Source organism: Hymenobacter seoulensis (genome assembly GCF_054780535.1).
Map to the genome: position 1 here is coordinate 823,707 of NZ_BAAGWD010000001.1, position 20,162 is coordinate 843,868.

At 57.5% G+C, this 20,162-nt stretch carries 16 protein-coding genes; 9 read left to right on the forward strand and 7 right to left on the reverse strand.

The window, feature by feature from the left end; genetic code table 11:
- Positions 1–12: 12 nt before the first annotated feature.
- The gene (locus ACYVHC_RS03545) at positions 13–1,191 is read left to right on the forward strand and encodes a sigma-54-dependent transcriptional regulator (protein WP_460612287.1); all 1,179 of its coding nucleotides are present in this window, start codon (positions 13–15) and stop codon (positions 1,189–1,191) included.
- Positions 1,192–1,360: 169 nt separating this feature from the next.
- Here the strand turns inward: ACYVHC_RS03545 and ACYVHC_RS03550 are convergent, their stop codons facing one another.
- A complete protein-coding gene (locus ACYVHC_RS03550; RefSeq protein ID WP_460612288.1) occupies positions 1,361–2,362 on the reverse strand; it encodes a long-chain-fatty-acid--protein ligase in 1,002 nt (333 codons plus the stop codon).
- Between the two features lie 117 nt (positions 2,363–2,479).
- Here ACYVHC_RS03550 and ACYVHC_RS03555 point away from each other — a divergent pair, with 117 nt between their 5' ends.
- Complete coding sequence (locus ACYVHC_RS03555; RefSeq protein ID WP_460612289.1) at positions 2,480–3,031, forward strand: hypothetical protein; 552 nt, start codon at positions 2,480–2,482, stop codon at positions 3,029–3,031.
- Between the two features lie 80 nt (positions 3,032–3,111).
- On the opposite strand, the gene ACYVHC_RS03560 is transcribed toward ACYVHC_RS03555, so the two are convergent.
- Positions 3,112–5,535 (reverse strand): alpha-ketoacid dehydrogenase subunit alpha/beta, encoded by a 2,424-nt coding sequence (locus tag ACYVHC_RS03560; protein ID WP_460612290.1) that lies wholly within the window; start codon positions 5,533–5,535, stop codon positions 3,112–3,114.
- Between the two features lie 245 nt (positions 5,536–5,780).
- Between ACYVHC_RS03560 and ACYVHC_RS03565 the strand changes: the two genes are divergently transcribed.
- The 4 genes from ACYVHC_RS03565 (at position 5,781) to ACYVHC_RS03580 (ending at position 10,616) form a co-directional block, all read left to right on the forward strand.
- The gene (locus tag ACYVHC_RS03565) at positions 5,781–6,554 is read left to right on the forward strand and encodes a DUF1573 domain-containing protein (protein ID WP_460612291.1); all 774 of its coding nucleotides are present in this window, start codon (positions 5,781–5,783) and stop codon (positions 6,552–6,554) included.
- Positions 6,555–6,770: 216 nt separating this feature from the next.
- A complete protein-coding gene (gene ald, locus ACYVHC_RS03570; protein ID WP_460612292.1) occupies positions 6,771–7,898 on the forward strand; it encodes an alanine dehydrogenase in 1,128 nt (375 codons plus the stop codon).
- Between the two features lie 168 nt (positions 7,899–8,066).
- On the forward strand, positions 8,067–8,660 hold the full coding sequence (locus ACYVHC_RS03575) for an SMI1/KNR4 family protein (RefSeq protein ID WP_460612293.1): 594 nt from the start codon (positions 8,067–8,069) through the stop codon (positions 8,658–8,660).
- A gap of 60 nt (positions 8,661–8,720) precedes the next feature.
- A complete protein-coding gene (locus tag ACYVHC_RS03580; protein WP_460612294.1) occupies positions 8,721–10,616 on the forward strand; it encodes an LTA synthase family protein in 1,896 nt (631 codons plus the stop codon).
- 26 nt (positions 10,617–10,642) lie between these two features.
- Here ACYVHC_RS03580 and ACYVHC_RS03585 read toward each other — a convergent pair whose 3' ends face one another.
- Positions 10,643–11,098: a type I restriction enzyme HsdR N-terminal domain-containing protein gene (locus ACYVHC_RS03585; protein WP_460612295.1), complete on the reverse strand. Its 456-nt coding sequence runs from the start codon at positions 11,096–11,098 to the stop codon at positions 10,643–10,645.
- Positions 11,099–11,287: 189 nt separating this feature from the next.
- Between ACYVHC_RS03585 and ACYVHC_RS03590 the strand changes: the two genes are divergently transcribed.
- Both ACYVHC_RS03590 and ACYVHC_RS03595 read left to right on the forward strand, forming a co-directional pair.
- On the forward strand, positions 11,288–12,061 hold the full coding sequence (locus ACYVHC_RS03590) for an AMP nucleosidase (protein ID WP_460612296.1): 774 nt from the start codon (positions 11,288–11,290) through the stop codon (positions 12,059–12,061).
- A 510-nt stretch (positions 12,062–12,571) separates the two neighbouring features.
- Positions 12,572–14,230 (forward strand): amidohydrolase, encoded by a 1,659-nt coding sequence (locus ACYVHC_RS03595; protein ID WP_460612297.1) that lies wholly within the window; start codon positions 12,572–12,574, stop codon positions 14,228–14,230.
- Between the two features lie 74 nt (positions 14,231–14,304).
- Here ACYVHC_RS03595 and ACYVHC_RS03600 read toward each other — a convergent pair whose 3' ends face one another.
- The 4 genes from ACYVHC_RS03600 to ACYVHC_RS03615 all read right to left on the reverse strand — a co-directional run bounded on the left by ACYVHC_RS03600 (position 14,305) and on the right by ACYVHC_RS03615 (position 18,252).
- Positions 14,305–14,817, reverse strand: coding sequence for a DinB family protein (locus ACYVHC_RS03600; RefSeq protein ID WP_460612298.1), 513 nt, complete (start codon positions 14,815–14,817; stop codon positions 14,305–14,307).
- A 134-nt stretch (positions 14,818–14,951) separates the two neighbouring features.
- Positions 14,952–16,373 carry an MFS transporter gene (locus tag ACYVHC_RS03605; RefSeq protein WP_460612299.1) on the reverse strand — a complete coding sequence of 474 codons (1,422 nt, stop codon included), beginning with the start codon at positions 16,371–16,373 and terminating at the stop codon, positions 14,952–14,954.
- 92 nt (positions 16,374–16,465) lie between these two features.
- Positions 16,466–17,062 (reverse strand): nucleotidyltransferase family protein, encoded by a 597-nt coding sequence (locus ACYVHC_RS03610; protein ID WP_460612300.1) that lies wholly within the window; start codon positions 17,060–17,062, stop codon positions 16,466–16,468.
- On the reverse strand, positions 17,062–18,252 hold the full coding sequence (locus ACYVHC_RS03615) for an XdhC family protein (protein WP_460612301.1): 1,191 nt from the start codon (positions 18,250–18,252) through the stop codon (positions 17,062–17,064). Before ACYVHC_RS03615 ends, ACYVHC_RS03610 begins: the two co-directional genes overlap by 1 nt.
- Positions 18,253–18,603: 351 nt before the next feature.
- Here ACYVHC_RS03615 and ACYVHC_RS03620 point away from each other — a divergent pair, with 351 nt between their 5' ends.
- Positions 18,604–20,121 (forward strand): S8 family peptidase, encoded by a 1,518-nt coding sequence (locus tag ACYVHC_RS03620; RefSeq protein ID WP_460612302.1) that lies wholly within the window; start codon positions 18,604–18,606, stop codon positions 20,119–20,121.
- Positions 20,122–20,162 lie beyond the last annotated feature (41 nt).

Below are 20,162 nucleotides of genomic sequence, written 5' to 3' on the forward strand. Positions count from 1 at the left end.
CTTTCCTAGCCCATGCCCCGGATTTTAATAATTGACGACGAAAAAGCCATTCGGCACACGCTGAAAGAAATTCTCGAATACGAAAGTTATCAGGTTGACCAAGCCGAAGATGGCCCTACCGGCCTCGACATGCTCATCCGCGACAAGTATGACGTGGTGCTCTGCGACGTGAAAATGCCCAAGATGGATGGCATTGAGGTGCTGGAACGGGCTAGTATTCTGGCGCCCAACGCGGCCTTCATCATGGTATCAGCCCACGGCAACGTGGAAATGGCCGTGGACGCTACCAAGAAAGGCGCGTTCGATTTCCTGCAGAAGCCACCAGACCTGAACCGACTGCTGGTAACCGTGCGCAACGCCCTCGACCGCACCAAGCTCACGGCCGAAACCACCAAGCTGGCTTCTGAAAACAAGACACTTAAGAAGAAGCTGGCCAAGAACTCTGAAATGATTGGCGACTCGGCAGCCCTCACGGCCGTGCGCAAAGCCATTGAGAAGGTAGCTCCCACCGATGCCCGCGTGCTCATTACGGGCCCGAACGGCGCCGGCAAGGAAATGGTAGCGCGCCAACTGCACGAGCTCAGCAACCGCAGCAGCGGCCCTATGATTGAGGTAAACTGCGCCGCTATTCCCTCGGAGCTGATTGAATCCGAGCTATTTGGGCACGAAAAAGGCTCGTTTACCTCGGCCGTAAAGCAGCGCATTGGTAAGTTTGAGCAGGCCGATGGTGGCACGCTGTTCCTGGACGAAATCGGCGACATGAGCCTTTCGGCTCAAGCTAAAGTGCTGCGCGCTTTGCAGGAAAGCAAAATCACGCGGGTAGGCGGCGAGAAAGAAATTTCGGTAAATGTGCGCGTGCTGGCCGCTACCAACAAGGACCTGCTCCAGGAAATTGCCGACCGCAACTTCCGCGAAGACCTCTACCACCGCTTGTCCGTTATCCTCATCCAGGTTCCTTCCCTCAACGACCGTCGCGACGATATTCCGGCTCTCATTGAGAAGTTCCTGAAAGATATTGCCGCTGATTACGGCACCAAGCCCAAGCGAATCGAAGACGCCGCCCTAGCCTACCTGCAAGGCCTCGACTGGCGCGGCAATATCCGGGAGCTGCGCAACGTGGTGGAGCGCCTCGTCATCATGAGCGACGACACCATCTCGGAAGCCGACGCCCGGGCCTTTGCCGGGAAGTAAGGCCTAGCCATTTCACTAGCCCCCTTAAGCACGTCATCCTGAGCCGTGCGAAGGACACTTTCACGTACCGACGACAATCGTTCTGGGGTGAAAAGGTCTTTCGCACGGCTCAGGATGACGTGTTTTTGGTAAGGCAGCTCACCTAGATGAACCTACTCACTCATCTTACTTACACCATCTGATTACACCCGCGGATATCCGAGTTATCGAGGCGACCGAGGACTTCAAACGAGCCATCGGGGTGCATGTGGGCTAGATCTTTGGTTTCGATAAAGGCACAGGAATCGACGTTGGCCAAGTCGATGACGTTGATGGCCCCCGACGACCTAGTGGCCGAAACAGAGAACGGGTCGGAGGGCTCACGCAGCAGCACCCGTAGCTGGGGTGGCGCGTGAAAGCGGCCATCACCGAAGCTGTAGGCCTGCCCCAGCAGTTCCGTCATGCCATACTCGGAGTGAATTCCGTCGGGCCCGAAAGCCTGCTTAAGTTCGGCGTGCAGCTCTTCACGTATCATTTCGCGGCGACGACCTTTCATACCACCGGTTTCGAGCACCGTAAGGCCTAGTAGCTCGGAGCGTCCGGAGTAAGCATCGGCAAAATCCAGCAAGGCATAGCTCACGCCAATCAGCAGCACTTTACGCGAAGCATCTTGCTTAGACTCACCCAAGGCCTGAACCAGCGCCGCATGATCGTGCAGGAAAAAGGCGGGTTGCTGCTGGCCTGTTTGCTGGGCGAAATACTCCACCATGGCCACCAACGAGGAATTGCCTTGCTCCAAATACGAGGGTAGCAGGGCCAGCACCGTCCAGCCAGACAGCGGGCCGTAGTAGTGCTCAAAAATACGGGCCGCGTGCTGGCGGTACAGCTGCGGGTTTCGGACGTAGTGGTGGCTGCGCTGCTGCTGGGTGGTACCACTGCTCAAGAAAGTTTCCTGCGGTTCCCAGCCGGCGGCATCGGTGCGCACCTCATGGGTTTTAAAGAACTCGATTGGTAGGAACGGAATATCTTCTACCCTACTCACGTGGCTCAGGTCGCGGCCCAGCGCTGCCAGATAGGCGGCGTAGGGTGGGCAGTGCTGGGCCTGGTAGCGGAACAGCTGAAGCGCAGCGGCTTCCGCCGTTTGGTAGGTAAGCAAGGGTAAGGCGGCCAGGTAGTCTTCGCGGAAACTCATTCGCGGGTGATAGGGTTAGCGAAATTACAGAACAATGCGGGCGGTACTTCGTTCGTTTAGATGTTGTACCTTCCAGCCGATGGAGGCCGCGCCTCCCGGCAGTCATTTCTACTTGCTATGGCCATACTTCGTACTCTCAGCTATACAGCCTTATTGGCCTTCACCGGTTTAGGCGTTGCCTCCTGCCTGAATGCCCCCGAGTATTCCGATACGCCGGAAATCAGCTTCAGCAAAATTGAGAGCCGCCGCATCGAAAAACGGGAAGGCACCTACGATACCATTTCAATAACCGTCTCGTTTAAGGACGGCGACGGCGACCTGGGGCTCAGCAACGAAGACACCGATCCGCCTTTTAATGAGGTGGATGCAAATGGCCAGCCCAACAAGTACTATAACAACTACTTCATAACCCCCCAGATCCGGGACGAAAACGGCAACTTCAGCGACCTTGACCTGGGCGGGTTCAATTACAACAGCCGTTACCCACGGCTGGAGCCGGATACCCAAGGCGACCGCAAAGCGCCGCTCCGTGGCGACCTGACCTTCGGCTTAATCTTCGGCCAAGGTAGCTTTGCCCCTAATACCGCCGTTCGGTTTAAAGTGTACATCGCCGACCGTGCCCTGCACGAAAGCAACGAGATAACCACTAGTCCGGTTATTCTTCCATAAGCAGTTGAGCTTACACCAGCGGGCTCCCGCGCTTGCCTGAACACCTCAGGCAGCGCGGGAGCCCGCTGGTGTTTTACTAGCTAGTAAATCTGGGGGAAGCGCTTGGGGTCGGCTTCTTGCATCAGCTCATACACGGCGTCAAATACATCTTCCACATTGGGCTTGCTGAAGTAGTCGCCATCGGAGCCGTAGGGAGGGCGGTGTGCCTGTGCCGAAAGGCAGCGCGGCTGCGAATCCAAGAAGCGGAATACCTGCTGCTCATCCAGCACCTGCTGCATCATGTAGGCTGTGGCGCCGCCGGGCACGTCTTCATCGGCAAACAGCACGCGGTTGGTGCGCCGGATGCTGTCGGCAATAACGTGGTCAACGTCGAAGGGCAGCAGCGTTTGCACGTCAATTACCTCCACCGAAATACCTTCTTCGGCCAGCTGCTTGGCGGCATCTAGTACAATGCGGCACATGGAGCCGTAGGTCACAATGGTCAAGTCGTCACCTTTCAGCAGGGTTTCGGGCTGACCGAGGGGTAGCGTGAACTCGCCCACATTGGAGGGTATGCGCTCCTTGAGGCGGTAGCCGTTGAGGCACTCAATTACAATAGCTGGCTCATCGGAGCGCAGTAACGTGTTGTAGAAGCCGGCGGCCTGCGTCATGTTGCGCGGTACGCACAAGTGCATGCCCCGGATGGCGCCCAAAATCATCTGAATAGGCGAGCCGCTGTGCCAGATGCCCTCCAAGCGGTGGCCGCGGGTACGCACAATCAGCGGAGCTTTCTGGCCGCCTTTGGTACGGTACTGAAGGCACGCTACATCATCACTCAGGATCTGGATGGCGTAGAGCAGATAGTCGAGGTACTGAATTTCGGTGATGGGGCGCAGGCCACGCATGGCCGCGCCAATGCCCTGGCCCACAATGGTGCACTCCCGAATGCCTGTATCGGTTACGCGCAGCTCCCCGAATTTCTCCTGCAAGCCTGCAAAAGCCTGGTTTACGTCGCCGATGCGGCCTACGTCCTCGCCAATGGCGAAGATGCGCGGGTCGCGCTGGAAGTTGGCATCGAAGCAGGCCTGTAGCACTTCACGAGCATCTACTAGGTGAGCATCGGCTGCAAACTCGGCTTTCACTTCCTCCATGTTTAGCACGGCTTCTTCGCTCTGGCTGAACAGGTAGGAGTTGTAGCGGTCGGCGTTTTCGGCCAGGGCTTGCTCCAGCCAGTTCTGCAACTCGCGGCGGGCACCGCTGCGCTGGCCGCGTACCTGCCGCAAAGCCCGGCGCACCGTGCGCACTAGATCGGCACGGATGGGTGCGGAGTTGTGCTCGAGGCCTTCTACAAGCTCATGCAACTTGTTTTCGGTACCAGTTTCAGCCACCAGCTTGTTCAGCAGCACCACTACTTCGTCGCGCTCTTGCTTAATGGGGTTAAAGAACTCGCTCCAGGCGGCCGTGCGGGCTACTTTTACGGTTTCCTTGGCGTCGTTTTCAATCTGGTCCAGCTCCTGCTCCGAGGCGTGGCCTTCGGATAACATCCACTCGCGCATTTTGCGCAGGCAATCGTGCTCCTCTTCCCACGACAGGCGCGTTTTGCTTTTGTAGCGCTCATGTGAGCCCGAGGTGCTGTGGCCTTGCGGTTGGGTTACTTCCTGCACGTGGATGAGCACGGGTACGTGCTGGGTGCGGCACACCTCGGCGGCACGCTGATACGTGTCCACGAGGCCGGCGTAATCCCAGCCTTTCACCCGGAAAATTTCGAAGCCTTCCTGGCCTTCACCTTCGCGCTGGAATCCTTTTAGAATCTCGCTGATGTTCTGCTTGGTCGTCTGATACTCGGCGGGCACTGAAATGCCGTAATGGTCGTCCCACACGCTTACCAGCATCGGGATTTGCAGCACGCCGGCCGCGTTAATGGCCTCGAAGAACATACCCTCGGACGTACTAGCATTGCCGATGGTACCAAACGCTACCTCGTTGCCATTCACCGAAAACTGCGAAAACTGATGCAGCTCGGGGTTTTGGCGGTAGAGTTTGGAGGCGTACGCGAGACCCACCAAGCGGGGCATTTGGCCACCGGTGGGCGAAATATCAGCGGAAGAGTTTTTGCTTTCCGCCAGGTTTTTGAAGTTGCCGTCCTCGTCGAGGTGGCGGGTGCCGAAGTGGCCGTTCATGGCCCGGCCAGCGGTGGAAGGCTCGGCCTCTACATCGGCGTGGGCATAGAGCTGGGCGAAGTACTGCTGCAAAGTCAGCTCCCCGATGGCGAGCATAAACGTCTGGTCGCGGTAGTAGCCCGAGCGCCAGTCGCCGGCCCGGAAAGCGCGGGCCATGGCCAGTTGGGGCACTTCCTTGCCGTCGCCGAAAATTCCGAACTTGGCTTTGCCCATGAATACTTCCTTACGGCCGGCCAGGGAGGCTTGACGGCTTTCCCAGCCTAGGCGGTAATCATGGAGCAGGTCTTCTTTGGTGAGGGAGGCGATGCTAATCTGCACGTCGGCGGCGGTTTCGGCAGTGGACATAAGGGAGGCAGGCGGGTGGTGGGGAACCGGGAACTAAGGCGGGTGGGATTCTGCTTCCCGGAAAGCAGGCCCCCAAAAGTACGGATTTACGCTAGATGCGGTGATAGGCGTTTTTGCTGTTATCTTTGGATTAGGGAGCGAACAGCACAACGTGGGCGGGCAGCCAACCCGGTTTTTGCTCTTTTTGCGCACGGCAGCTGTTTTCTTTCTAACTTCTTAGCTTTTCACTTTAGCTTCTAAGCACAATGAAACACGTTTTCACGTTGCTGCTGGCCTTGTTGGGGTCCGTTGCTGCCCAGGCTCAGGGCGTGCTCACCTTTGATAAGGAGCTTCACGATTTTGGCAATGTACCGGAAGGCACCATGGCCACCCACGAGTTCCGGTTCAAGAATACCGGCAACCAACCCGTTATCATTGCCAATGTGCAGGCCAGCTGCGGCTGCACCACCCCCGACTGGACCAAAACACCCGTACTGCCCGGCAAAACCGGTATGGTGAAAGCGGTGTACAACAGCTCGGGTCGGCCTGGCATTTTCAACAAAACGGTAACGGTTACCAGTAATGCCAGCACGCCTAGCTCGGTGCTGACCATTAAAGGCAATGTGCTGAACAAAGAGCAGATAAAATCGACGCTGACGCCGGCCCAGCTGGCCCAGTCGCCGCGCCTGACGCTGGACCGCACCACGCATGACTTTGGCAAAATGGAGGCTGGTCAGGCTCCCGTAGCGCGCTTCACCGTGAAAAATACCGGCAAGCAAGATCTGATACTAGGTGCCATTACCTCGCAATGCTACTGCGTGGGCTACAAGAATGTGCCTTCGCCCATCAAGCCCGGCCAGAGCGCAGTTATTGAACTCGTGTATGGCCAGCGCAAGTTAGGCGTGCAAAATGAGCCCGTGGTTATCACCAGCAACGACCTCACCGGCGACGCCAAGCTGACGCTCAAGGCTAACGTAGTGCAGGACCTGAACTCGGGCAGCATGGTAAAGGAAAGTGGCTCCTCAGTACCGTTTAAGTAAAAAGTAAGCCTAGGCGGAAAGTTGTTCAACTTTTGGGCCTGCGCACTTCCCAACAAGCCTCTGCTGCTAGCGGAGGCTTGTTGCGTTTTAGGGGGTAGTACTTCTGGCCTAAGGATTGAACCAGCGTACCCTCGCAATGCCAGCGGTATGCCTTATCTTTGCCCCGCCTTTCCCGGCAATCCTCATCCACCCCACCTTCACTCTTTGCTTCGAGCCATGATTATCGGCGTACCGAAAGAAATTAAGAACAACGAAAACCGCGTGGGCCTGACCCCCGCCGGCGTAGCTGAATTCCGTAAGCATGGCCACGATGTGTACGTGCAGTCAACCGCCGGCAACGGCAGCGGCTTCTCTGATGCTGAGTACGAGCAGGCAGGCGCTACCATTCTGCCTACCATTGCCGATGTGTATGGAAAGGCTGAAATGATTGTGAAGGTGAAGGAGCCGATTGCTTCGGAATATCCTCTCATCAAGGAAAACCAGCTGCTGTTCACGTATTTCCACTTTGCCTCGGGCGAGGAACTGACCCACGCCATGATTGAGCGCAAAGCCGTGTGCCTGGCCTACGAAACCGTAGAACTGCCTTCGCGTGCGCTGCCCCTGCTCATCCCTATGAGCGAAGTAGCTGGCCGCATGGCTCCGCAGGAAGGCGCTAAGTACCTGGAGAAACCCCTGAAGGGCCGGGGCATTCTGCTAGGTGGCGTACCCGGCGTTAAGCCTGCCGAAGTGCTGGTACTAGGTGCTGGTATTGTAGGAACCCAAGCCGCTAAAATTGCCGCCGGCCTGGGCGCCAAAGTAACCGTGATGGATATCAGCCTGAACCGCCTGCGCGAGCTCGACGACTTCATGCCCAAGAACGTGGTAACGCAGTACTCCAACGAGTATAACATCCGCGAAGCCATCAAAACCGCCGACCTCATCATTGGCGCCGTTCTGATTCCTGGCGCGAAGGCTCCTCACCTCATCACGCGCGACATGCTGAAGACCATGCGCCCCGGCACTGTACTCGTTGACGTGGCCGTGGACCAGGGTGGATGCATCGAAACCTGCCGCCCCACTACCCACGAAGACCCTACCTTCATCATCGACGATATTGTGCACTACTGCGTGGCCAACATGCCGGGTGCCGTACCGTACACCTCTACGCTGGCGCTCACCAACGCTACCTTGCCCTACGCCGTGAAGCTGGCGAACCTGGGCTGGCAAGAGGCGTGCCGCCGCGACGAGGCCCTGCGCCTCGGCCTGAACGTGGTGCACGGCAAAGTGGTGTACAAAGGCGTTGCTGATGCATGGGGCCTGCCCCTGGAGTCGGTGGAGTCGGTAATGGAAGAGGCCGTAGCGTAACTTCTGGCCCTCTTAAGCTTAACGGAAAAGCCTTTCCGGCCGCGTGGTCGGAAAGGCTTTTTCTGTAGCACGCAGCTCCAGCTTTGTGCTTGCTTTCTGCTGTTGAACTGGCTCCCTAGGGCCATGGTTCACTTAAACCCGAAGCTGGAGCTTCACGCTGCTATTCCTATGAAAGGCATTTTATACTCAGGCGGCGAGCTGACGGACTTGGTCAGCTTTGCGCGCCTTCCCTCCTACCTGCAGGCTTTTCTGCGCGAGCAAAACGGCGTAGTGGCTTACTTTGGCGGACTGCACATTCGAGGCTGCGTAACCGAGCCCACGTGGCACTCGCTGGCCGAGGCTTGGCAAGGCGAAAACGCGTTCTGGCGCACCTATGATACTGTAGTTGAAACCGACATCCCGTTTGCGCAGGATTGCGTGGGCAACCAGTTCTTGCTTCGTGGCGACGCGGTGCTGTTCTTGGACACCGAAACGGGTGAGCTAGCCGACCTAGAAGTTGATTTCAAGCACTTTCTGTTTGGGGCTGAGAAGTTTCCGCTCGACGCCCTAGGCATGCAACCGCTCCGAACCTTCCAGCAAGGTGGCGGTGTGTTGCGCCCCGGCGAGCTGCTGAGCTTGCACCCTCCTGTTTGCATTACTACCACCACGAAGTCCAGCTCAAAGGCCGTGCCCGCGGCCGCGCGCCTCACCTGGCTGGCCGATTTCTACCGCCAAATCAAAAACCTGCCCGATGGGCAGCAGGTTCGCCTGAAACCATTGTAGTGCTTGTGGCCGGCTTACTAGGCCCCGAAAGCCCCGAAGCCGACTTTGCTGTTCTCTGCTATGCCATCTGAATTCCTGCGCCTGCTGATTCGGCGGTTTGCTTTACTGCTGGGCATTTATGTGCTGTTGCGCCTAGGCTTTTACTGGGCCAACCACGATGTGTTCCGCGAGGCCACCGCAGCCCAAGTAGTACTGGCGTTTTGGCACGGGTTCCGGTTTGATATAGCGGGGCTGCTACTCCTGAATGTGCCCTTTTTGTTGCTTTCCCTGGTTCCTTCGCGGGGGCAACGGTGGCAAGGGACGGTGCGGGGCGTGTACCTGACCCTGAACGCCACAGGCATAGCCGTTAATCTGATTGACACACAGTATTTCAAGTTTATCGGACGGCGCACCAGCAATGAGCTGTTCACCATTACCGACGATATTCAACGGCAAGCCGGCCAGTTAGCGGGGCACTACTGGTTTTTACTGATTCCGTTCGCGCTGCTGTTCGGGCTGCTGTGGTATTACTACCCCCTGCCGAAGCCTGAACTGGTGGAAGCGCCCCCCACTACTACGTCACCCCGGCGTTGGCTGCGGCCGGGGCTGGAGTTTGTACTGGTGGCGGGGCTTACGGTGCTCGGCATCCGGGGCGGGTTGCAGCTGAAGCCCTTGCGCACCGGCCACGCCTTTGTCCAGACGCCACCCATCTTGGGCCACGTTACGCTCAACAGCACCTTTACCTTCCTTAAAAGCCTAGGCTACCAGCCCCCGGAGCGGCGCGAGTATTTCCCTTCGATGGCGGCCTTGCAGCCCGCGCTGGCCGCGCATTTCCCAGCTCCGCGTCCCAACCCGCCGCGCGATAATGTGGTGGTGCTGCTGGTAGAAAGTTTCGCCTCCGAATACAACGGCATCGAAAACGGGGGTAAAGGGTACACGCCGTTTTTTGACTCGCTGGCGGCGCAGGGTCTGTTTTTCCGACACCACTATGCCAATGGCCGCCGCTCCATAGAGGCCTTACCGGCCGTGCTGGCGGGCCTGCCGGCCCTGACGGAAAGTGCGTTTATCACCTCCAATTTCCAGACTAACGAGCTGCACGGACTAGGTGAATTGCTAGGCCGAGCCGGCTACGCAACCTCCGTTTTCCACGGCGCCGAAAACGGCACCATGGGCTTCAACACGTTTGCCGGCATCACGGGCATGCAGCAGTACTACGGCCTGAACGAATACCCCCAGGGCGCCCGCAGCCCCGACTACGATGGCAACTGGGGCATTTACGACGAGCCGTATCTGCAGTATTTTGCTAGGCAGCTCACGCAGCAAAAGCCCCCTTTTTTCTCCACGGTGTTCACCCTCACGTCGCACGAGCCATTTCCGGTGCCGGCCCAGTACAAAGGCCAGTTTGCGCCCGGTCGGCTGCCCATTCATGCCTCCATCCGCTATACCGATTTTGCCCTGCGGCAGTTCTTTAAAACCGCCGCTACCCAGCCCTGGTACCCGAATACTCTGTTTATCCTGCTAGCCGACCACACCTCACAAACCCTGAGGGCCGACTACCAAAACACATTAGGCAGCTACAAAACGCCCTTGCTGCTGTTTCACCCTACCCGGAAGCTACCTGCAGCCAACGTGGAGCGCATCACGCAGCACGCCGACGTACCCACCACTGTCCTCGACTACCTTGGCGTGCCAGCCCAGCGGCAGCTTCTGCCCTTTGGCTATTCTGTTTTCGATTCCACGAACACCGGGCGCGCCTTGTTTCTGAGCGGCGGCAGCTACTTTCTCGTGCACACTGACTTCGTAACGGAGCTGACCGTGGACAACCAGGTGAAGCTGTACCCCTACCGCCGGCACCAGCTGGCTGCTACCCCACTGGCCAACCCCAACCCCGAAAAGCTGCGCCAATACGGCGATGAGCTCAAAGCCTGCGTGCAGTTTATGCTGAACGGGCTGGCCGATAACAGTTTTTACAAATAAGGCTTTACCGGCCTTCAGGACCTAGTCTAGCGCACTAGGTCGCCGAATGCGGGCACTTCTAGCAGGCGCTCATTGGTACGCTGCTCGAAGTCAACGCGCCAGCAGAAGTGGCTGAGGCCATTGGTGAGCAAAAGCAGCGGGGCCCCAATGGTTTGGTTATAGGTAGCGGCTTGCAGGGCCACGGCAGCCGTAATGGGCACCGTATGGGCTTTACATTCTACCAGCAATAGGGGTTTACCGGTCGCATCCATGGCCACTAGGTCGGTGCGTTTTTGGCGCTGGTTATAGCGGTGTCCGCGCTCCAGGCTCAGCAGGCCTTTGGGGTAGCCCCGATGATTCATGAGGTAATGCACTACGTGTTGGCGCACCCATTCCTCGGGCGTGAGCACCACATTGCGGCGGCGCAGAACGTCCCAGATTAGCAAATTTTCGCTGGATTGTGTAACTTTGTACTCGAAAGGCGGCAGGTTCAACTCTTGCATCACCTCCAAAGGTACGGCCCAGGGCACGCAACTCCCGCTTTTCTTCCCGTACCGTCGCACCCGCTTCCCTTGGGTTCCGACGGTTTTTTTGTACCTAAATTTTCCGGCTGTACGTAGCTGGTGGCGGCAAACAGCCGCGGCCGATACCGACGCAGCCGTTTGCCAAGTAACTCATCATTTCCATACTCTATGAAGACGAAAGCCGACATTGTTGAAAACTGGTTGCCCCGCTACACCGGCGTGCCCCTCAATGACTTTGGCCAGTACATTCTGCTGACCAACTTTATTAACTACGTACACATGTTCGCCGAGCAGTTTGGCGTGGAGGTACGTGGCCTGGACAAGCCCATGCAAACGGCTACGGCCAACGGCATCACCATCATCAACTTCGGCATGGGCTCCCCGATGGCAGCCACCGTTATGGACCTGATTTCGGCCGTGAAGCCGAAAGCAGCGCTATTTCTAGGCAAATGCGGGGGCCTGAAAAACAAAACCAAGCTCGGCGACCTGATTCTGCCCATCGCGGCTATTCGCGGCGAGGGTACATCCGATGACTACCTGCCCGCCGAAATTCCGGCCCTTCCCTCCTTCCGGTTGCAGCGCGCCGTGTCTTCGATGATCAAGAAGCACGAGAAGGACTACTGGACCGGCACCGTATACACCACCAACCGCCGCGTATGGGAGCACGACGAGAACTTCAAGGAGTACTTGCGCCAGATCCGGGCTATGGCCGTGGATATGGAAACGGCTACCATCTTCACCGTAGGGTTTGTGAATGAGATTCCGCACGGCGCTCTGCTGCTGGTATCTGATAACCCCATGACGCCGGAAGGCGTGAAAACCTCGGAAAGCGACAAGAAAGTCACCGCCGACTTCGTGACCTCGCACCTGCAAATCGGCATTGATTCGTTGCTGGAGCTGAAAAACTCCGGTGAATCGGTAAAGCACATGCGCTTCGAGTAGCCCATTGCTACCCCCACAGAAAGCCCCAACCCCTGCTCTGGTGTTGGGGCTTTTTTGTGTCTTTTAGATACGAGCTAAGGTGTGGTAGAGCGGTAGATGCTTTTAAAAGGTCGTCATTTTAAGAGAATTTGAAGTTTCTCGCGTGCTGAGGTTGCCTTGGTAAACTACCCTAGGGTGTGCGAACAGTATGCCAAAAGAACGTCATGCTGAGCTTGCCGAAGCATCTCGCTCGAATCGTTGAATAGCATGGCAACGTCAGCACGCGAGATGCTTCGACTGCGCTCAGCATGACGTTCTAGTGTGAATACTTAGGAAACGTACTCGCCCGACCTCAGCACGCCAAATGCGTGGGATCCGGGCGTGATGAGTTATCTGTCTAACATTGCAGTCTTAAACACCAAACGCACCTAGCAACCACCGCTATTCATCATCCTTTCGATTTTCTACCTCAACTTGCAGCCTGCAGGCAGCAAACTCCGACTCTGCCTCATTACAACCACTCCCAACTCTATGACCCAACGTTTCCGCTCGCTACTTGCGCTGCCTCTGCTGCTCTCAGGGTTCACGGCCTGCCAGACCACCTCCCGCCAAGCCGCCGACTTGCTCGTGTATAATGCCACCGTATACACTGTCGATTCGGCGTTTAGCAAGGCGCAGGCGTTTGCCGTAAAAGATGGCAAGTTTGTGGCCGTAGGCACGGCAGAAGAGCTACGCGGAAAGTTTCAGGCCACGCAGGAGGTGGATGCCCAGGGCCAATTCATCTACCCCGGTTTTTATGATGCGCACTGCCACTTCTACCGCTACGCCTTGGGCCTGCGCGATGCCGATTTGGTAGGTACCGAGTCGTGGCAGGCGGTTATCCAGAAGCTGCAGCAGCAGCGCCAGCAATACCCACAGGCGGCGTGGCTTACCGGCCGCGGCTGGGACCAAAACGACTGGCCCAACAAGCAGTTCCCCACCAAAGACACCCTCGATGCCCTGTTTCCCAACACGCCGGTGTTCATCACGCGGGTTGACGGTCACGCGGCCCTAGTAAACCAAAAGGCCCTGGACCTGGCCAGCGTTACGGCGCGAACCCCCATCAGTGGCGGCACCATCACCAAAGACGCCAGTGGCAAGCTAACCGGGCTTTTGGTTGATAACGCCGTGCGGTTGGTAAGCGCCAAAATTCCGGAGCCGACTGCCGCCGAAGCAGATGCTGCCTTGCTGGATGCGCAGCAGCGCTGCGTGGCCGTTGGCCTTACCAGCATGGCCGACGCGGGTCTTGAAAAAGCTAACATAGAGCGCCTAGATGCCCTGCAGCAACAAGGCAAACTCAAGGTGCGCCTCTACGCCATGCTGGCTCCCACTAAGGAAAACAAAGACTACTACCTCAAAAACGGCCCGGTGTTTAAGGACCGCCTCACGGTATGCTCGTTTAAAGTGTACGCCGATGGCGCCCTGGGCTCCCGCGGTGCCTGCCTGATACACCCCTACTCCGACCGGCCCAAGGAGACGGGTTTCCTGCTTTCCTCAGTGGCTGATTTCCGCAACCTGGCAAAGGAGCTGGCCGCCAGCAAATTCCAGATGAATACCCATGCCATCGGCGACTCCTCTAATCGGTTGCTGCTGGATATTTACGGCGAAGCCCTGAAGGGCCAGAAAGACCGGCGCTGGCGCATTGAGCACGCGCAGGTGGTAAGTAAGGCCGATGTGGCCAAGTTTGGGCAGTACGGCATTGTGCCCTCGGTGCAGCCTACCCACGCCACCTCCGATATGTATTGGGCTGGTGAGCGACTAGGTGCCGAGCGCCTCAAAACCGCCTATGCCTTCAACGATTTGCGCAAACAATACGGCCAGGTAGCCCTCGGCTCCGACTTTCCGGTGGAGGACATTAACCCGCTGTTCGGCTTTCACTCGGCCGTGGCGCGCCAGGATGCCAAGAACTACCCGGCGGGCGGCTTCCAGATGGAAAACGCCCTGAGCCGCCCCGATGCCCTACGCGGCATGACCACCTGGGCCGCCCACGCCGCCTTCGAGGACAAGCAGAAAGGCAGCATTAAGCCCGGCCTAGCCGCCGACTTTGTTATCCTCAACACCGACTTGCTGGAAGCGCCTAAGGAAAAGCTGCGCGGGGCCAAAGTGCAGCAAACCTGGATTGCCGGCGAAAAAGTATTCGGCGGGAAGTAACCGCCATAAAAAAGCGCGGCATCCTTTCAGCAGGATGCCGCGCTTTTTTATGGCGGTTTGAGCAGAAACCAAGCCTAGCGTTGCGGGGCCTCGTCGGCGGATCCGCCATAGATGGCGGGCACCGGAATATCGAGTAGGCGCAAGTACACCGAAAGCTGTCCACGGTGATGAATGAGGTGGTTGAGGACCATGGTCCGGGCCACGGCGGCGCGCGGCAGCGTCATGAGCGCCTGCTCACCCCGGCGCAACGACCACAGTCCGTGGAAAGTAGCATCATCTACCTGCTCCAAGGCTTTGTGAATGTTTTCACCGTTCACATCAAAGCGGCGCAGTACGGCATCGGTATCCTCAGCTTGGGGCATTTGCACGGTGGTCACGTCCGTATCGGGGCCCGTCAAGGACAGTTCCAGGAAGCCTACCAGATTGGCCATATGCGAAGCTAGCGCCCCAATCGACATGGATTTGGCGTGGGGTTTCCAGCCGAACTGCTCCGTAGGTACGCGCTCCAGCAGGCGGCGGGTAAGCTTCAGCTCGTGCCGTAACTCCTGGCTAAGGGCGGCTTGTAGGGTGGGTTGGGTATCGGTCATGCGTATGTACTATGAAGGGTGAGAGAAACAGTGCCAAGGTAACCACTAACGGCTCGGACGGTTACTAGGTCCGGATAAAACAGAAAGCCCCGCCAGGCAACCTAGCGGGGCTTTTACCTTACGAAATACACTCTTTAGCGGACCGAAGCTGGCATGCCTACATTGGGCGTAGCCGGTGGCGGACCCGTGACGGTAGCATCAGAAGCAGCGGGCTCGTCGCGCAGCTTCTTGCCGCGCAGGGTTAGCAGAAATACCAGCCCTAGTACGAAGAAGACAATCAGGGACAGGATGCTGTTGCGCATAGAGCCAGTTAGCTGGGCAATGACACCAAAAACGGCCGTTCCGATAACAATACTCAGCTTTTCAGTTACGTCAAAAAAGCTGAAGAAGGCCGCCGTATTGGGGGTGTTTTCCGGAATTATCTTCGAGTACGTGCTGCGCGAAAGGCTTTGAATAGCTCCCATCGTCAGGCCGATTACAGCCGCCAACGCATAGAATGACCAGCCCGCCTGCACGAAATAGCCGGCCACGCAAATGCACATCCAGATAAACACCGACCAGCTTAGGGCCCGGGTGTTACCGATGCGCTCAGAGAGCTTGGCAAACAGGTAAGCCCCCAAAATGCCCACAATCTGGAGCAACAGAATCGTTACAATCAGGGCGGTACTTTCCAGATGTAGCTCTTTGTCGCCAAAGATGGTCGCCACGTACATCACCGTCTGTACGCCCATGTTGTAGGTGAAATAAGCCAACAGAAACCGCTTTAGGTTGGGCAGATGCTTCAGTTGGTCTACTACCTTGCCTAGCTCATGAAACCCATTCAGGAGCCATCCCGAATCAGAGACTGCCCCGGCTGGCCGGCCAGGGTCGGCGGGCAGGGTGAAAAAGGGAATCTGGGCAAAACCAGCCCACCAGACGCCCGTGAGCAGAAAGGCGAGTCGGGTAGCGAATCCTTCTTCCAGCCCGAGCTTCTCATGCCCCATAATCAGGCCTAGGCAGATAACGAGGAGCAGCACTGAGCCAATGTAGCCCATGGAAAACCCACGCGCCGACAGCGAATCGTATTTTTCCTCGCTGGAAATCAGGGGCAAATACGAGTTATAGAACACAATGGAGCCGGAAAAGCCCACCGTAGCTGAAATGAAGATGAAGGTGCTGGCCGTCAGCGTATCGGGGGTGAAGAAGAACAGCGCGGCACAAGAGGCCGCGCCCAGGTAGCAGAAAATCTGCATGAACAGCTTCTTCCGCCCCGAAAAGTCAGCTAGTGATGTCAGAAACGGACTTACAATGGCAATCAGCAGAAACGCTGCTGAAATGGCATACGTCAGCAACGAAGACCCTGGCACCTTGAAGCCTAAGAAGTTAACTATATCCGTTTGAGGACTGAGTTGTTTGGTGATGGCGCCCCAATAAATAGGAAAGATGGAGCTCGTGATTACGAGCGGGTACACCGAGTTGGCCCAGTCATAGAACGTCCAGGCGCGGGTGATGCGCTTATCATCTTTGGGAATGTCCTCGAAGGAAGGGGCCGCTACAGCGGCCTGAGTAGTTGTCATACAAACAGGATGATATTATGGCACCAGCCAAGATAACGGGAATTACCGGTTGCAGTTGCCAGCTCAGCCTTGACGCTTGGTTTCGGGGCAGTTCAGGCTTGCTGGCGGGCTAGTAAAGCGGCGTACTGCGCTTCTGTATCCACATCAATGGCACCTTCCGGAAACGCTACCGTGGCTACTAACTCAGGGTGCTGCTTTAGGAGTTGGGCCGCGCCAGCAGCATCGGGCAATTGGCGGAGTAGCGGCAGAGCAGCGGAACCAAAAAGTACCGGCACGCCGCGCACGCTGCCATATTCGCTGGCTACAATAGGGAGTTGAGTAGCCGTGTGCGTTTCGGCAAGCTGCCGTAGCAGCGCAGGAGTTACGTGGGGCTGGTCGCAGAGTAGCACCGTTACGGCTGCCAGCCCGGGCATTATTTCCTGTAGGTGGCGCAGCCCCGTTTTCAGCGAGGCTCCCATGCCGGCCTGCCAACTAGGGCACCGTATTACCTGAACCTGTAGGCTCTGTAGCTCCGGCAGCAATTCCTCATGTAAGGCCCCCGTTACAACTACCACCGGCCCGCCGGCAGCGGCCGCCACGGCGGTTTCAGCAGCCCGGCGCAGCAGCGTTTTTCCTTGGTATGGCAACAGCTGTTTGGGCCGGCCTAGGCGGCTAGAAGCCCCGGCAGCCAGAAGCAATAGCGCAGGCATTACAACCCGCAGACGGCATCTACCCGGCCTTCCGGGGCCAACGGGCCATCAGCGTGTAGCGGCGGATGAATGGGATGAGGAGAATCGCGCAGGAAGCCGGCGGGGCGGCCTGTGAGCACGGCCTGGATTTCGGCTACGATGGACAGCGCAATTTCTTCGGGCGTTTCGGCACCCAGGTTCAGGCCCACCGGGCTATGAATCCGGCCTTTCAGTTGATCGGCCGCATTGGGCGTGTGCTGGTGCAGGTCGTCGAGGAGGCGTTCATACTTTTTGCGCGGGCCGAGCAGACCTATATAGGTAGTAGTGGCATCTGGCAACAAGTGGCGCAGCACCGCCAGGTCGTAGTAATAATTATGTGTCATGAGCAGCGCAAAGCTGCCGTCATAGGGTTCATCGGGAACTTGAGCCAGGGGTAGCACACGCACAACATCTGCCTCCGGAAAGCGAGCGGACTGGGCCTGGGCGGGCCGGCCATCTACTACCTGCACGCGCCAGCCCAACCCTGCTGCTGCTCGCACCAGCGGCTGTACATCGTTGCCGGCTCCATACACCGTCAGGCGCACAGGTGGCCGTAATATTTCAAGGCTTACGTGCACCGTGCCGGTGGCCGTGGCATAGCGCCGGGTAGCGGGCTGGCGGGCGGCAAGAGCGGCACGAGCATCGGCCAAAATCAATGGATACAAGGCGGTTTGGACCGGAAGCGTACCTAGGGAGGTATCATTTCCAGTGAGCAACAGCCGCTCTCCTACCCGCACTTCGGCACTGGGGCCGGGCACACTAAATATGGTGGCTACTACCGCTACCTCCTCTTTGCCGTCAGACCAGCGGCGCAGTAGCTCTACCGGGTTGTTGGGGTCCTGAAAATTCAGAGGCTCCAGCAGAATCTGCACGACGCCTTGGCAGCCTAGGGCGGCCCCAAATTGCAGGTCGTCGTCCGGGTCCGTGGAGTCGTAGGTAACGAGGCTGGGCTTGCCTTGCTGAATTGTACGCCGGGCCCGCTGCCGCGCGTCCCCTTCCAGGCAGCCGCCACTAATGGCACCCGTAAGCTGACCCTCATCCGTCACGAGCATGCGCGCACCGGGGCGCCGATACGCGGAGCCCGCCACATCAACCACAGATGCCAATGCACAGGCCCGGCCCGCGGCTCGGTGCTCATCGTAGGCGCGCAGAAGTCGGTGAAGTTCAGTCATAATACAAAGCTAGCGAAGCATCTTTTTCACACCTGTAACATGCCTCATCTAATGCGAGGAATTCTCGCTCGGAGGCTAAAATGTTTGCTACAGCTAACACTTGGTACGCAGTAGCTCCACAGGAGGTTAGCTGAACTGTACACTACGGTAGAGCTGTGGCAGCATCCTATTACGTCTCAACCATTTAGCTGTTACTACCAGTTCAACATTATTTATGTCCTATTTTAAATATGTAAAGAATACTGGATATTCTATGTGCATAATTTATGCATTGTCAATTAGCTCAATGCTTTATCCAATCAACTTAAAGAACTTACACCTTCATCCGACACCATTTTTACCCATTATTTCATGATAAAAGGATCTTTTACTCGTCGTTCGTTTTCCTTATTGACATTGGGCCTTGCCCTGCTGGCCGGTTGCAGCAAAGAGGATATTCAGGTAGCAGATTCTGCACCTCAGGCCAGTGCCAGCAGCAACGCAACGGCCGCCTCTACTAGCTCAGTTCTGCGGCGCAGCCAGCACTACATTATCCTTTCCTCTACGGATGAGTTGCCCGCCGATTTGGCTGGCCAAACCAAAACTGCCAACGGCACCCTCACCGATCAGCTGCCCGGCGCGGGCCTAGCCATGGCCACTTCCTCTGACCCTGATTTTGCCGCCAAGGCCGCTAAAATCAGTGGCGTACGCTCCGTAATTCATGACTTCAGCTACCAGGGCTATAACCCCGTAACGGCCCGCCAAACGCCGGTTCTTACGGAAGAAGTCACCACTAGCGCAGCCACCGCCGTCAATAGCAACCGATTCTTCCCGATGCAGTGGGGCCACACCGCTATTCAGGCCCCGCAGGCCTGGCAGGCCGGTGCCCGCGGTAAAGGCGCACTAGTAGCCGTGCTGGATGGCGGCTTCGATCTTTCGCATCCTGACTTGAAAGCCAACATTATCGGCAGCAAGTCATTTGTACCAAATGAGCCCGCCGAGTTTGGGCTCGCCTCCTTCAGCCACGGCACCCACACGGCCGGTACCATTGCCGCCGTTGATAATAATGTGGGCGTTATTGGGGTAGCACCGGAGGCAAAACTGCTGCTAGTGAAAGTACTGGCTGATGGCGGCTCCGGCTCCTTCTCCTGGATGATTAACGGCATTTACTACGCCGTGCAGCAGAAGGCCAATGTTATCAATATGAGCTTGGGCGCTGCTATTCCGCGCAACAGCAAGTACCTCGATGACAACGGCACGCCCAACGATACTTCCGATGACAAGGTGGTAAACGAAACCAAGGAAATTCAGGAGTTGCTGGTGGCCATCAGTAAGGCCACTACCTACGCCACACAGCAAGGTGTAACGGTCATTGCCTCCTCCGGCAACGACGCCAACAACGGCCAACGCGACCAAGACTTGGTGCACCTCCCGTCCGGAGCAACCAACGTTATTTCAATTTCGGCTACGGCTCCTACCGGCTGGGCGCTGAACCCACAGGGCACTAACCTCGACGGGGTAGCATCTTACACCAACTACGGTATTTCAGATGTAACCTTTGCCGCTCCGGGTGGCGATGCTGCCCTGCCCGGCAATGACGTGGCCACTGTAGCCGGCATAGCACGCCCAGCGTGGGTATTCGATATGGTGTTCAGCACCACTAAAAACGGCTATACCTGGTCAGCAGGCACCAGCATGGCCGGCCCGCATGCCGCTGGCGTAGCTGCACTTATCATCGGTAAAAACGGCGGCCAGATGGCGCCATCTCGCGTGCAAGCCATCATGCGCGCTTCCGCCGACGACCTGGGCAAAGCCGGCCGCGACGCATTCTATGGCTATGGCCGCGTGAATGCCTACCGAGCCGTAACCTCCGGCTTCCAGGCGCAATAGCAACTGGTAGTTACTAGCCTTTGGCAAGCACAAAGCCCGTC

Bases quoted from the DNA above. Each gene is read 5' to 3' on its own strand.
- ACYVHC_RS03545 (WP_460612287.1), top strand. From the start codon at position 13: ATGCCCCGGATTTTAATAATTGACGACGAAAAAGCCATTCGGCACACG.
- ACYVHC_RS03550 (WP_460612288.1), bottom strand. From the start codon at position 2,362: ATGAGTTTCCGCGAAGACTACCTGGCCGCCTTACCCTTGCTTACCTAC.
- ACYVHC_RS03555 (WP_460612289.1), top strand. From the start codon at position 2,480: ATGGCCATACTTCGTACTCTCAGCTATACAGCCTTATTGGCCTTCACC.
- ACYVHC_RS03560 (WP_460612290.1), bottom strand. From the start codon at position 5,535: ATGTCCACTGCCGAAACCGCCGCCGACGTGCAGATTAGCATCGCCTCC.
- ACYVHC_RS03565 (WP_460612291.1), top strand. From the start codon at position 5,781: ATGAAACACGTTTTCACGTTGCTGCTGGCCTTGTTGGGGTCCGTTGCT.
- ald (WP_460612292.1), top strand. From the start codon at position 6,771: ATGATTATCGGCGTACCGAAAGAAATTAAGAACAACGAAAACCGCGTG.
- ACYVHC_RS03575 (WP_460612293.1), top strand. From the start codon at position 8,067: ATGAAAGGCATTTTATACTCAGGCGGCGAGCTGACGGACTTGGTCAGC.
- ACYVHC_RS03580 (WP_460612294.1), top strand. From the start codon at position 8,721: ATGCCATCTGAATTCCTGCGCCTGCTGATTCGGCGGTTTGCTTTACTG.
- ACYVHC_RS03585 (WP_460612295.1), bottom strand. From the start codon at position 11,098: ATGCAAGAGTTGAACCTGCCGCCTTTCGAGTACAAAGTTACACAATCC.
- ACYVHC_RS03590 (WP_460612296.1), top strand. From the start codon at position 11,288: ATGAAGACGAAAGCCGACATTGTTGAAAACTGGTTGCCCCGCTACACC.
- ACYVHC_RS03595 (WP_460612297.1), top strand. From the start codon at position 12,572: ATGACCCAACGTTTCCGCTCGCTACTTGCGCTGCCTCTGCTGCTCTCA.
- ACYVHC_RS03600 (WP_460612298.1), bottom strand. From the start codon at position 14,817: ATGACCGATACCCAACCCACCCTACAAGCCGCCCTTAGCCAGGAGTTA.
- ACYVHC_RS03605 (WP_460612299.1), bottom strand. From the start codon at position 16,373: ATGACAACTACTCAGGCCGCTGTAGCGGCCCCTTCCTTCGAGGACATT.
- ACYVHC_RS03610 (WP_460612300.1), bottom strand. From the start codon at position 17,062: ATGCCTGCGCTATTGCTTCTGGCTGCCGGGGCTTCTAGCCGCCTAGGC.
- ACYVHC_RS03615 (WP_460612301.1), bottom strand. From the start codon at position 18,252: ATGACTGAACTTCACCGACTTCTGCGCGCCTACGATGAGCACCGAGCC.
- ACYVHC_RS03620 (WP_460612302.1), top strand. From the start codon at position 18,604: ATGATAAAAGGATCTTTTACTCGTCGTTCGTTTTCCTTATTGACATTG.